We start from the raw sequence: 12,277 nt of genomic DNA on the forward strand, positions 1-12,277 counted from the left end.
ACCCGCCCTCCTTTCGAGAAGGTCACGGAGAGATAGCACGATGCCTCAGATGAACATGGTCCAGGCCATCAACGACGCCCTCCGCCACGAGATGCGGCGCGACAATCGCGTCGTCGTCCTCGGCGAGGATGTCGGGAAGGTCGGCGGCGTCTTCCGCGTCACGCAGGGCCTCTTCGACGAGTTCGGCGACGACCGCGTGATCGACACCCCGCTGTCCGAGGGTGGCATCATCGGCACCGCGATCGGCATGGCCCTCTACGGCCTGGTTCCGGTCCCCGAGATCCAGTTCTCCGACTTCATCTTCCCCGCGTACGATCAGATCGTCTCCGAGCTGGCGAAGTACCGCTATCGCTCGGGCGGCGAGTATCCGGCGAAGCTCGTCATCCGCACGCCCACGGGCGGCGGCATTCGCGGCGGCCACTACCACTCGCAGTCGCCCGAGGCGCAGTTCATCCACGTCGCGGGCCTCAAGGTGGTTTGTCCGTCGAACCCGGCCGACGCGAAGGGCCTGCTCCTCGCCTCGATCCGCGACCCGGATCCGGTCCTCTTCTTCGAGCCGAAGCGCATCTACCGCGCGGCGAAGGGCGAGGTCCCCGAGGGGGATCACACGGTCCCGCTCGGCAAGGCCAGCGTCGTGCGCAAGGGTCAGCACGTCACGATCGTCGTCTGGGGCGCGATGCTCTACGAGGCGCTCGACGCGGCGAACCAGGCGGCGGCGCAGGGCATCGACTGCGAGATCATCGACCTGCGCACGCTCTGGCCGCTCGACATCGACACGATCCTCACGTCGGTGAAGAAGACGGGCCGCGTGGTCGTGGTGCACGAGGCGCCGAAGAGCTGCGGGCTCGGCGGCGAGATCGTCGCGCTCATCAACGAGAAGGCCTTCCTCCACCTCGAGGCGCCGCCGAAGCGCGTGACCGGCTTCGACACGCCGTTCCCGTACACGCTCGAGATGGAGTACCTGCCGCTCTCCCACCGCATCCTGCCGGCGATCATCGAGACCGCGAGGTACTGAGATGGCAAGCTTCGAGTTCAAGCTGCCCGACATCGGCGAGGGCGTCACCGAAGGCGAGATCGTCAAGTGGCTCGTCGCGCCGGGCGACATCGTCAAGGAAGACCAGCCGATGGTCGAGGTGATGACGGACAAAGCGACCGTCACGATCACCGCGCCGAAGGCCGGCAAGATCCTGGAAACGCGCGCCAAGGAGGGTCAGGTCGTCGCCGTGCACTCGGTGCTCGTCGTGTTCGATCTCGACGGCGACAAACCCGCGGCCGCGCCTGCGGTTGCGCTCGCGCCCGCCGTGGCGGCCGAGCCGACGGCGGCGAGCACGCCCAAGGCAGTGAAGAATGATGGCCCGGCCGCGACGGCGGTCGGTGACATCAAGGAGGACCTGCCCGGCATGAACCTCATGCCGCTCGGCTCCTCGCACACGACGAACGGCATCACGGCGGCGCCCGTGGCCGCGTACTACAACGAAAAACCCCTCGCCACGCCGGCCACGCGCAAGCTCGCGCGGGATCTCGGCGTGGATCTGCGTCGGGTCTCGCCCACGGGCCCGAGTGGTCGGGTCACGAAGGACGACGTCCGCGGCGCGAGCACGGCGACCACGCCGGTGCCTCTCGCGATGCACACGGCCGTGACCGCGCACGTGCCGGAGTCGCTTCCGACGGCGCCCGCGCCGCTGCCGAAGCCCATCGCGGCGGGCGAGCCGCACCCCGCGGCCGCGCCTGCCCCGGTCACGGCGAAGGCTCCTGCGCCCATGCGGGTCCCGCCGCCTCCGGCCGGCGAGGAGTCGCTGGAAGAGCGGATCCCGCTGCGCGGCATGCGCAGGCGGATCTTCGACCAGATGAGCCGCTCGAAGCACACCGCGGCGCACTTCACGTTCGTCGAGGAGTGCGACGTCACGGCGCTGAAGGAGCTCCGCGCGCGCCTCAAGCCCGCGGCGGACAAGGCAAACGTGAAACTCACGTTCTTGCCGTTCTTCGTGAAGGCCGTCGTCGCCGCGCTGAAGAAGCACCCCTCGCTGAACAGCGCCTTCGACGAGACCACGCAAGAGATCGTGCAGCGCCGCTACTTCGACATCGGCATCGCGTCGGCCACCGACGCGGGACTCATCGTGCCTGTCGTGCGTCGCGCCGATCGGAAGAGCATCCTCGACATCGCCCGGGACATCCAGCGCCTCGGCGACGACACGAAGGCCGGCAAGGTTCGGTCCGAGGACCTCGGCGGCTCCACGTTCACGATCACCTCGCTTGGAGCGCAGGGCGGCCTCTTCGCGACGCCGATCCTGAACTTCCCCGAGGTCGCGATCCTCGGCATCCACCAGATGAAGCAGAAGCCGGTGGTGCGCGACGGTCAGATCGTGATCGGCGACGTGATGCTGCTGAGTTTGTCCTTCGACCACCGCATCATCGACGGCCACGTCGGCGCGGCGTTCGCCTACGAGATCATCGGGTACCTCGAGAACCCGGATCGCCTCTTCCTCGAAATGGCCTGAGGCCCTTCTCCCTCCCTCTCCACCGCGTGGAGAGGGAGGGCCGGGGTGGGTGAGGTCAAGCGGCCCCGGCTGCCTCCGGGGCCTGCTCCTCCGCCTCGTCCGTCTCCTCTTCGCCTGCGTCTTTCTTCGCCTTCGGTTTGCCCGCGGGGATGATCACGCCGTGGTTCATCGCCACGGCTTCGCGGATCTTCTGCGTCATCTGCTTCTCGATCTTCGCGCGGTCCCCGAACAGCGCCCAGACCTCCAGCGTGTCGTCGGGTGAGCCCTCGAGCGCGCGCTTCGGTAGCGCGTTCACCCACGCGAAACGATCTGCGGGCTTCGGGTGGCTGTCGTAGGGCGAGGGCTCGGCGTGGATCGCCTCGTCGACCGCCTTCTCGATCTCGGCCTCCTCCGGGGTTTTTCCGCGGACGCGGTAGCGGTAGAGGTTCGCGAGCGCGCGCTTCTCCTGGATCACCTCGGAGAGCGCGACTTGCGTGTGCACGTCGAAGCGGATCGACCGCTCGATCACGTGCTTCAGGCCCTCCGTGAACGCCTCCGCGCCGTACGCGAAGGCCGCCCATCGATCCGCGAGCACCTCCTGCAAGCGCGACGCGCCTTGCGAGATCCGCAGGAAGATCTTGTGGAAGCCGCTCACGAACAGCCACGCCGGGTTGTACCAGGCCGCGGCTCCGCCCTGCGCGAGCGAGAGCGCCATCGTGAACACGCTCCGCCGCACGGCCAGCGCGAAGCCGCCGCCAGCCGTGTCCTCGTTGTGGAAATGCCCGTACTCGTGCGCCAGGACGGCCTTGAACGCGCCGATCGAGAAGCCGTCGAGCACGCCCGCGCCGAGCACGAGGCAACGCTCCGTGCGCCCCGTGAGCTGCCGGAGCAGGCCGCCGCGCTCGAAGACGCCCACGTCCGTCGTCGGCGTCATGTACACGTTGTCCACCGGCCGCGTGCCGATGCGCCCGGCCACCTCTTCGAGCACGGCGCAGAGCTTCGGGTGCTCGGCGAGGTCGAGTTTGTCGCCGGGTTCGCTCTCCTTCGGCCGGAAGAAGATGCTCTTCAGCATCGCCCAGAGCGACACGAGCGTGAAGATCGCGACGATCGCCACGAGCTTCACGGGGATCCGCCCGATCGCGACGAAGCCGTAAATGATGCCGCCGCCCGCGACGAGCACGAGCGACATCACGATCGGGAGGCTGATGTAGTAGTAGGCGCAGCAGGCCCAGAGCACGACGCCGTAGATGCGCCGCAGCCACTTGTCCGCGCCCGTCGCGTTCTCGTCCGCCGACTTCGGCACGGCCGTCGCCGCGCGCAGCGTCAGCTTGCTGAGCACCCCTCCGAGCCCGAGCAGTGCGGCGAGCCCCGCGAGCCACCCGAGGAAGCCGTAGAGGAGCGTCGTGCCGTATCGCTCGTAAAACGGCATCGCCTCCTCGTACTGGCCCTTGAGCGACGTGTAGGTCTGGTCGTCGAGGCCCAGCGATTTCGCGCGATCGAGCTTCCCGATGGCGTCGCCGAGTTTGCCCTCGGACGCGTCGACCATCGACGCGTAGAGGTGCGTCGGGGCGAACTCCGGGGCGATGCGCTCGAGCGCGCGCGAGCAGGTCCGCAGGTGATCGAAGCGGCTGTTCTGGAGCGCGGACTCGCAGACGAGGAGCTGGGCGAACTTGTCGTCGGGTTTTCGCGCCGCGGCCGAGGTCGCGAGCTCGAACGCTTCTCGCACCTCGGACATGTTCGGCGTCGTGCCTTGCGGCCGCATCAGGAGCGCTTGCGCCAGCGCGGCCTTGTTTTCGGCCACGTCCTCGGTCGCGAGCGCCTTGCGACAGAGCGCGACGGCCTCGTTCCGCGCGTCCTGGTGGAGCTTCACCGTGCAGAGTCTTCGCGTCGCGGCCGAGAACTTCGGCACGCGCGCGCGCACCTTCTCGTAGAGCTCTGCGGCGCCCGCGAGATCGCCGCGCTCGCGGGCCGCGTTTGCCTCGGCAAACACCTTTGCCGCGTCGGGATCGAGCTTCTGGATCTGCTCGGCGAGCTCCCGCTCGAAGGCTCCCTCGTCAGCGGCCTTCCCGTCCGCGGACGTGAGCAAACCCGCGAGGGCGAGGAGCAACGCTCCTCCAAACCGCGAAGCACGTTTCCCCGACGTATCCTGCATCCCTCCCACGGTGCCTCCTCCCCGTTCTTCCGCATCGTACCCGACCGGGCCACGGCATTGCGATCCCGATGGCTCCGCTGCGGCGGGCGAGCCCGACCGGCGTTCGGGCTCCCGCTTCCGTTGGGGCACCTTTTGTTCGATCCGTCGTCTTGGCAGCCGATCGTTGACGCGGCCGGGGGTTGTCACCTAAGACGAAGCGCCGAGGAGCCCCCTCGTACGCAATCTGGGCTCCCGTGTTGCGAGGAGACACGTCACCGATGCGCTTCCGCCAGTTCCTGCCACTGCTCTTGATCTCTGCCGCGGCGTTCGCAGGCGCTGCCGGCTGCGGCGAGCGTGAGGCCACGCCGCTCCCGTTCCAGCAGAAGAAGAAGGGGGCGAACGCCTCCGCAGAGGCCGCGAAGCTCGCGGAGCTCGACCTCGCGGACATGAAGAACAACTTCGGCACGCTGCCCGCCAAGTACGAGGCGAAGAGCGGCGAGACCGACACGAACCCGATCACGCCCGACAAGGTCGCTCTCGGCCGCCAGCTCTACTTCGACACGCGGCTCTCGAAGAACCAGGACCTCTCGTGCAACTCGTGCCACCTGCTCGACAAGTTCGGCGTCGACGGCACGAAGGTCTCGAAGGGCCACAAAGGCCAGCTCGGCGGCCGCAACGCGCCCACCGTGTACAACGCCGGCGGGTTCGTCGCGCAGTTCTGGGACGGCCGCGCGGGCACGCTCGAAGATCAGGCCAAGGGCCCGATCCTGAACCCGGTCGAGATGGCGATGAAGGACGAGGCGAGCGTCGTCGCGGTGCTCGAGTCGATCCCGGGCTACGAAGACGCCTTCAAGAAGGCCTTCCCCGACGACAAGGAGCCGATCTCGTACGACAACCTGGCGAAGGCGATCGGCGCGTTCGAGCGGCAGCTCGTGACGCCGTCGCGCTTCGACAAGTACATGGCCGGCGACAAGGGCGCGCTGACGGATCAGGAGCGCGCGGGCCTGACGAAGTTCGTGCAGAACGGCTGCACCTCGTGCCACAGCGGCAGCGCGCTCGGCGGCTCGACCTTCCAGAAGCTCGGCCTGATCAAGGCGTACCCGAACCAGAAGGATCTCGGCCGCTACGAGGTCACGAAGAAGGAAGAAGACAAGATGGTCTTCCGGGTCCCGACGCTGCGCAACGTGGCGGAGACGGGCCCGTGGTTCCACGACGGCGCCTTCGATCGGCTGGAGGCGGCGGTGCAGGCGATGGCCTACCACCAGCTCGGCAAGGAGCTGCCCGAGGCGGACGTCGCGGACATCGTGGCCTTCCTGAAATCGCTGACGGGCGAGATCCCGCAGGAGTACATCAAGAAGCCCGAGCTGCCCGCGAACGGCGAGAAGACGCCCGGCCCCGATCCCACGTGATCGGTTCGTCCCCCCTAGCGTGGGCGGCGGAAATCGAATAAACCGCCGCCCATGCTGTCCGAGACCCGCGAGAAAATCGAAGACCTTAAAAGGCGCTATGCGGCGCTAAGGGGGCATCTTTGACGTCCCCAAGCTGTCCCGCATGCTCGCCGAGCTGACGCAAAAGTCGCTCGAGCCTGGTTTCTGGAACGATCAAACGAAGGCGCAGGCCACGTTGCGCAAGCGCGCGGACGTCGAGCAGAAGCTTGAGGTCGCGCAGACGCTCGGCCGCGCGATCGACGACACCGCCGAGTACCTGGAGCTCGCGGCCGCCGAGAACGACGACGCCGCGATCGCCGACTGCGAGAAGCAAGTCGTCGAGCTCGATGCGCGCCTGCGCAAGGTCGAGCTCGAACGGATGCTGAGCGGGCCGGCCGATCAGTCGAACGCGATCGTCAGCATCCACCCGGGCGCCGGCGGCACGGACGCCAAGGACTGGGCCTCGATGCTGCTCCGCATGTACCTGCGCTTCTGCGAGAGGCGCGGCTACAAGACGGAGATCATCGACTACCAGGACGGCGACGAGGCCGGCATCGACGCCGTCTCGTTCACCGTCTCGGGGCCGGGCGCCTACGGCTATCTGCGCTCGGAGACCGGCGTGCATCGGCTCGTGCGCATGAGCCCGTTCAACGCGGATCACACGCGACAAACCGCGTTCGCCGCGGTCGAGATCACGCCTGATGTCGGCGACGACATCCAGATCGAGGTCAACGAGAAGGACATCGAGATCACGACGATGCGCGCCGGCGGCAAGGGCGGGCAGAACGTGAACAAGGTCGAGACGGCGGTCCGGCTCCGATACCTTCCCGATCCGACGATCAACATCGTCTGCCGCGCCGAGCGCAGCCAGCATCAGAACCGGGCGATGGCGCTCAAGATGCTGAAGGCGAAGCTCTACGAGCGCGAGCTCGCGCGGCGCGACGCCGAGAACGCCGCGTACCAGGCCTCGAAGACCGCGATCAACTTCGGCAGCCAGATCCGCAACTACGTGCTCGCCCCCTACCGCCTCGTGAAGGACGTGCGGACCGCGACGGAGTCGGGCAACGTGGACGCGGTGCTCGACGGGGATCTCGACTCGTTCATCGAGGCGTACCTCATGGCCGCGGCGGGCGGCACGCTGAAGAAGGGCGGCCAGGTGGTCGCAGAGGACGACGCGTGAGCGAGGACAAGCAGGAAAAGAAGGGGTCCTCTTCGGCGGCTGCGGCAACGCAGCACGCCGAGGAGACCCTCATCGCCGTTCGCAAAGAGAAGGCCACGAAGATCCGCGGGCGCGGGGAAAACCCGTTCGCCAACGACGTCACGTCGGGCGAGCCGCTCGTGGATCTCGCGGCTGCCCGCGCGCGGTTCGACGGCGCGAAAAACGCCGCAGGCCGGTACGACGCCGAGAAGGTCGCGCCCGAGCCCCTGCGTATCTCGGGCCGGGTGCTCTTCCTGCGGCAGATGGGCGGCGTCTCGTTCGTGCGCCTCCGCGATCGCACGGGCGAGCTGCAGCTCTACTGCGACGAGGCCGTGCTCGGCGAGGCCTACGCGCGCCTGCACGAGGAGATCGACCTCGGCGACATCATCGAGGCGAGCGGCACGGCGATGGCCACGCAGAAGGGCGAGCTCAGCGTCAAGGCGACGAGCTTCCGCCTGCTCACGAAGGCCTATCGACCGCTGCCCACGAAGACGAGCTTCAAGGACGTCGAGGCGCGTTACCGCATGCGCTACGTCGACCTCGTGGCGAACCGCGAGGTCGCCACGGTCTTCCGGGCGCGTACGTTCATCATCTCGGCGCTGCGCCGTTTCTTCGACGGCAAAGGGTTCCTCGAGGTCGAGACGCCCACGATGCACACGATCATCGGCGGCGCCGCGGCCCGGCCCTTCAAGACGCACCACAACACGCTCGACATGGAGCTCTTCATGCGCATCGCGCCGGAGCTCTACCTGAAGCGTCTCGTCGTGGGCGGCTTCGAGCGCGTCTACGAGATCGCGCGCTGTTATCGGAACGAGGGGCTCTCCACGCGGCACAACCCCGAGTTCACGATGCTCGAGTACTACCAGGCCTACGCCACGTACGAGACGCTCATGGACCAGACCGAGGCCATGCTGCGCGCCGTCGACGAGGCGCTCGCCGCGGCCGTTCCCGAGGAGCACGCGTCTTGGGCGAAGGCGCGCACCTGGTCCTTCGAGCGGTTCGTTCGGGTCCCGATGGCGAAGGCCATCGAGAACGCCCTCGCCCGCTCCGGTTTGCCCCCCGAGGTCGCCACGCGTGTCGCCGACGACGACGCGCCGATCAAGGCCTGGGCGAAGGCGGCCAAGGAGAAGAAGCGCGAGATCGACTGGGCGAACTTCCGCTCGGGCATGAAGAAGTGCGACAGCGAGGGTGAGCGCGTCTTCTGCGCCTACGAGTACCTCGCCGAGCCCTTCCTCACCGCGGATTACCGCACGGACGACGGCTCGAAGAGCCTGCCCGTGTTCATCATCGACTACCCGTTCGAGGTTTCGCCGCTGGCGCGGAAGAAGGACGGGAATGAAGCGCTCGTCGACAGGTTCGAGCTCTTCGTCGACGGCCGCGAGCTCTGCAACGCCTTCAGCGAGCTGAACGATCCCGAGGATCAGGACGCACGCTTCCGGGCGCAGGTCGAGAAGAAGGCCAAAGGCGCCGAGGAGACGATGGACTACGACGCCGATTACGTGCGCGCGCTCGAGTACGGCATGCCGCCGACCGCGGGCTTCGGCATGGGCGTCGATAGGCTCACGATGCTGCTCACGGGCGCCGCGTCGATCCGCGACGTCATCCTTTTCCCCCTCCTCCGGCCCGAGGCGAGCGGCAGTTGATCGACAAGGCGCCCTTCCTCGTCCTGCAAATCCTCTCCGTCCTCGCGGCCGTGTGGCTTGCCGTGCTCGGCGTCCGGCGCCTGCACGCAGGTTCGCCGCGGGGCATCGGCTGGATCTTCGGATCGCTGTTCGGGTTCGCCTTCGTCGTGCTTTCGCACTTCGCGGCGAAGACCCCGCGCGAGCGATTCGCGCCGTTCAAGCTGCGGGACGAGATCGTCGGGTTCTCCGCGCTCGGCACGGGCGTCGTCTTCCTTCTCGCGGTGCTCGCCGCGCTCTTGCCGGTGATCCTCGACCTGCTCGAGCGCCGGGGCTTCAGCTCGTACGTGGGCGCACGGCACGTGCGCGCCACGAAGAGCGGATTTCTCACGGTGATCAGCGTGCTCAGCATGGCCGGCGTCGCCGTGAGCTCGTGCGCGCTCTGCTCCGTGACGAGCATCATGGGCGGCTTCGGCGCCGACCTGAAGCGCAAGATCCTGGGCAACAACGCGCACATCGTCGTCGACGTGACGCGGCCCGGCGGTTACGGCGACTGGGAGGACAAGCTCGACGGCATAAGGCTCGCGGTCGCGCCGAAGGGCGGGGCGGCGACGCCGGTCGTGGCGGGCGACGCGATGGGCTCGTCGGCGTCGAACACCGCGGGCGCGCTCGTGCGTGGCATCGACACGAACACGATCGCGCAGGTGATCGACCTCAAGCAGAACATCGAGGTCGGCAACTTCGACTGGCTCGACGACCCGGAGAAGCTCGCGGATCTGCCGGCCGATACGATCATCGGCCGGGGCCCCGGGGGCGAGCCGTACTTCAAGGGGCCGGACCTGCGCGCCTCGGCGGACCTCGATCCGGCCGTGAAGGCGGCGCTGCGCAAGGACGTGAAGATCCTGCCGGGCGTGATCATCGGCAAGGAGCTCGCGAAGAGCCTGCACGTGCTCGTGGGCGACGAGATCACGTTGCTCTCGCCGATGGGCGAGCTCGGCCCGATGGGCGTGATGCCGCGGACGCGCAGGTTCCGCGTCGCGGCGATCTTCTACAGCGGGATGTACGAGTACGACGCGACGCACGCGTACATCAAGCTCGACGTGGCCCAGAGCTTCTTCAGCATGGGCGACAACATCAGCCAGATCGACGTGCGCGTGCCGGATCCCGAGCGGGTCGCGGAGGTGACGCCGCTCGTACAGGCTGCGGCCGCGAAGTTCGACATGGGGGAGGGCAAGGAGCCGCTCCGCGTGCGCGACTGGGTGGAGATGAACAAGAACCTCTTCAGCGCCCTCAAGCTGGAGAAGATCGCGACGTTCATCATCCTCTCGATCGCAATCGCGGTCGCGAGCTTCTGCATCGTCTGCACGCTGCTCCTCATGGTGACCGAGAAGGGCAAGGAGATCGCGATCCTGAAGGCGCTCGGCGCTTCGGACGGCGCGATCATGCGCATCTTCATGCTCGAAGGCGTCATCATCGGCGGCATCGGCACCGTGTTCGGCGTGGGCACCGCGTTCGCCGCCTGCTCGGGCCTCGCGCGCTTCGGGGTCCGATTGGATCCCGAGGTGTATTACATCGACCGATTGCCGGTGAACGTGAACGGGAGCGACTACGCGATGGTCGCGGTCGCCGCGCTCATCATCTGCACGATCGCCACCCTTTATCCGGCCCGCGCGGCGTCGAGGCTATCGCCCGTCGACGGGCTCCGTTACGAGTGAGCCCATGAGCGAGCCGCTCATCGTCATCGAGAATCTGCAAAAATCGTTCGTCCACATGGGGCGTCGGCTCGACGTGCTCCGCGGGATCGATCTCGTCATCGATCAAGGCGAGGTCGTGGCGATCGTCGGCCCCTCGGGCGCGGGCAAGAGCACGCTCCTCCATTGCATCGGCACGCTCGATTTGCCGACGGCCGGGAAGATCAAGCTCGCAGGCGAGCACCTCGTGGGCCTGCCGAGCGCGCGGCTTGCGGCGATCCGGAACCGCACGATTGGCTTCGTGTTCCAGTTCCACCACCTCCTGCCCGAGTTCAATGCGCTGGAGAACGTGATGATGCCCGGCCTGATCCAGGGCAAATCACGCCGGGAAATGGAGGCGCCCGCGACGGCGCTGCTCACGGAGGTGGGTCTCGCGCACCGCGTGACGCATCGGCCCGGCGAGCTCTCGGGCGGCGAGCAGCAACGCGTGGCGCTGGCGCGCGCGCTCGTGCTCTCGCCGAAGCTTTTGCTCGCCGACGAGCCGACGGGCAACCTCGATTCGAGCACCTCGAAGGCGATGCACGACCTCTTCTTCGAGATCAATCGCAAGCACGGCACGACGATCGTGGTCGTCACGCACAATCCGAGCTTCGCCGAGTCGATGCCGCGGATGGTGACGGTGACCGACGGGAGGATCGAGAGCGACGTGCGTCGCGGTCAATCCCCGTTCGAGAGCGAAAAAGCGGGCGCTGCGGCCGCGGCGCCCGCAGCGGCGGCCGAAGCCTAGGGTTTTGCCAGGGAGAGTTTCTCCGCGATCTTCGCGCTCGATTGCGCGGCGCGGACCGGGTTCGAGAACGGGAACGTGATCGAGACGCCGTCGGTCGTGACCGTGCGCGCGCCGTCGTCGCGCACGATCTCGAGGATCGTGCTCTCGTCGAGCGGGGCCGTGGCGGCCTGAATCGTGGCCAGATCTTTCGCGGCCGGCACGTGTTTCGGCGTGCGGACGCCCCCGGGCAAACCCATCACATAGACGAGGGCGGCGGCGGCCTTTTTCGTGTCCTTGCCGTGGAACCAGGCGCCGACGTCGCGCGTGTCGAGATGAGCGCAGCCGGCGTAGAGCGCGGCGCCGTCGGCGTTCGTCTCGCGCGCGATTCGCTCGCCGAGGCCGATGAATCGATTGCGGCCTTCGAGCTCGAAAAAGGCCCGCGCATACCCTTCCGAGAAAGCGATTTCGAGCTCGCCCTCGGGCTCGTGGCGCACCACGGAGACGGACCCGTCGTTCACCTTCGCGAGCACCGCGTCCACGTCCTCGCCGAGCTTGCTCTTCTGGCCCGCGGCCTCGATCACCGGATGCGTGACCATCTTCCCGTCTTTCGGGCCGAGCCACAGCCGCACCGTGAATCCTTCGAGCGGCATCGCGCCCCAGGAGCTGCCGGTCCAGAGCATCGTGCGCGCGGCCTCGCAGGCGCGGGCGAGCCGTTCGCTTCGTTGCGCGGGGGTTTCGGTGCCCGGCTCGGCCGAGGCGGCGGGCGCCGGCGGGGGCCGCCTTCGCAGCGCCGTCACCGTGATCAGCAACATCATGCCGATGCCGAGGCCGATCGCGAGGGGGGCGAATCGTTGCGCGGGCGGGAGCTCGACGCCGGACGGCTTCTTCGGGCCCGGGCCGCGCTTTTGGGGAGGGGTCTTCGGCATGGGCGGAGCTTACTCCGCCCACGTGAGGCCGGGTACCGCGTT

General features: G+C 67.9%; 9 protein-coding genes. 7 read left to right on the forward strand and 2 right to left on the reverse strand.

Annotation, left to right across the window (positions count from 1 at the left end; translation table 11 throughout):
- Nucleotides 1-40: 40 nt before the first annotated feature.
- A complete protein-coding gene (locus KEG38_RS36115; protein WP_272424943.1) occupies nucleotides 41-1,015 on the forward strand; it encodes an alpha-ketoacid dehydrogenase subunit beta in 975 nt (324 codons plus the stop codon).
- A 1-nt stretch (nucleotide 1,016) separates the two neighbouring features.
- On the forward strand, nucleotides 1,017-2,498 hold the full coding sequence (locus KEG38_RS36120; protein WP_272424944.1) for a dihydrolipoamide acetyltransferase family protein: 1,482 nt from the start codon (nucleotides 1,017-1,019) through the stop codon (nucleotides 2,496-2,498).
- A 55-nt stretch (nucleotides 2,499-2,553) separates the two neighbouring features.
- On the opposite strand, the gene KEG38_RS36125 is transcribed toward KEG38_RS36120, so the two are convergent.
- Nucleotides 2,554-4,629, reverse strand: coding sequence for a M48 family metalloprotease (locus KEG38_RS36125; protein WP_272425001.1), 2,076 nt, complete (start codon nucleotides 4,627-4,629; stop codon nucleotides 2,554-2,556).
- 257 nt (nucleotides 4,630-4,886) lie between these two features.
- Here KEG38_RS36125 and KEG38_RS36130 point away from each other — a divergent pair, with 257 nt between their 5' ends.
- The 5 genes from KEG38_RS36130 to KEG38_RS36150 all read left to right on the forward strand — a co-directional run bounded on the left by KEG38_RS36130 (nucleotide 4,887) and on the right by KEG38_RS36150 (nucleotide 11,330).
- Nucleotides 4,887-6,017: a cytochrome-c peroxidase gene (locus KEG38_RS36130; protein WP_272424945.1), complete on the forward strand. Its 1,131-nt coding sequence runs from the start codon at nucleotides 4,887-4,889 to the stop codon at nucleotides 6,015-6,017.
- A 51-nt stretch (nucleotides 6,018-6,068) separates the two neighbouring features.
- Nucleotides 6,069-7,215 (forward strand): peptide chain release factor 2 gene (gene prfB, locus KEG38_RS36135; protein ID WP_272424946.1). Its coding sequence is split into 2 segments (ribosomal slippage): nucleotides 6,069-6,137 and nucleotides 6,139-7,215, totalling 1,146 coding nucleotides; the frame shifts between segments, so codons are not numbered across the junction.
- Entirely contained in the window at nucleotides 7,212-8,876 is a 1,665-nt protein-coding gene (gene lysS, locus KEG38_RS36140; RefSeq protein WP_272424947.1) for a lysine--tRNA ligase, read from the forward strand. The genes prfB and lysS overlap by 4 nt, the downstream gene beginning before the upstream one ends.
- The gene (locus KEG38_RS36145) at nucleotides 8,873-10,567 is read left to right on the forward strand and encodes an FtsX-like permease family protein (RefSeq protein ID WP_272424948.1); all 1,695 of its coding nucleotides are present in this window, start codon (nucleotides 8,873-8,875) and stop codon (nucleotides 10,565-10,567) included. Before lysS ends, KEG38_RS36145 begins: the two co-directional genes overlap by 4 nt.
- Nucleotides 10,568-10,571: 4 nt before the next feature.
- Nucleotides 10,572-11,330: an ABC transporter ATP-binding protein gene (locus KEG38_RS36150; RefSeq protein ID WP_272424949.1), complete on the forward strand. Its 759-nt coding sequence runs from the start codon at nucleotides 10,572-10,574 to the stop codon at nucleotides 11,328-11,330.
- On the opposite strand, the gene KEG38_RS36155 is transcribed toward KEG38_RS36150, so the two are convergent.
- Nucleotides 11,327-12,235 (reverse strand): hypothetical protein, encoded by a 909-nt coding sequence (locus tag KEG38_RS36155; RefSeq protein WP_272424950.1) that lies wholly within the window; start codon nucleotides 12,233-12,235, stop codon nucleotides 11,327-11,329. The two genes, KEG38_RS36150 and KEG38_RS36155, sit on opposite strands and share 4 nt — an antisense overlap.
- Between the last annotated feature and the right edge of the window lie 42 nt (nucleotides 12,236-12,277).

Origin of the sequence: Polyangium jinanense (assembly GCF_028435265.1) — a bacterium.
GTDB lineage: Bacteria > Myxococcota_A > Polyangia > Polyangiales > Polyangiaceae > Polyangium > Polyangium jinanense.

Coding starts and splice junctions, on each gene's coding strand:
- KEG38_RS36115 (WP_272424943.1), top strand. CDS start 41: ATGCCTCAGATGAACATGGTCCAGGCCATCAACGACGCCCTCCGCCAC.
- KEG38_RS36120 (WP_272424944.1), top strand. CDS start 1,017: ATGGCAAGCTTCGAGTTCAAGCTGCCCGACATCGGCGAGGGCGTCACC.
- KEG38_RS36125 (WP_272425001.1), bottom strand. CDS start 4,629: ATGCAGGATACGTCGGGGAAACGTGCTTCGCGGTTTGGAGGAGCGTTG.
- KEG38_RS36130 (WP_272424945.1), top strand. CDS start 4,887: ATGCGCTTCCGCCAGTTCCTGCCACTGCTCTTGATCTCTGCCGCGGCG.
- KEG38_RS36150 (WP_272424949.1), top strand. CDS start 10,572: ATGAGCGAGCCGCTCATCGTCATCGAGAATCTGCAAAAATCGTTCGTC.
- KEG38_RS36155 (WP_272424950.1), bottom strand. CDS start 12,235: ATGCCGAAGACCCCTCCCCAAAAGCGCGGCCCGGGCCCGAAGAAGCCG.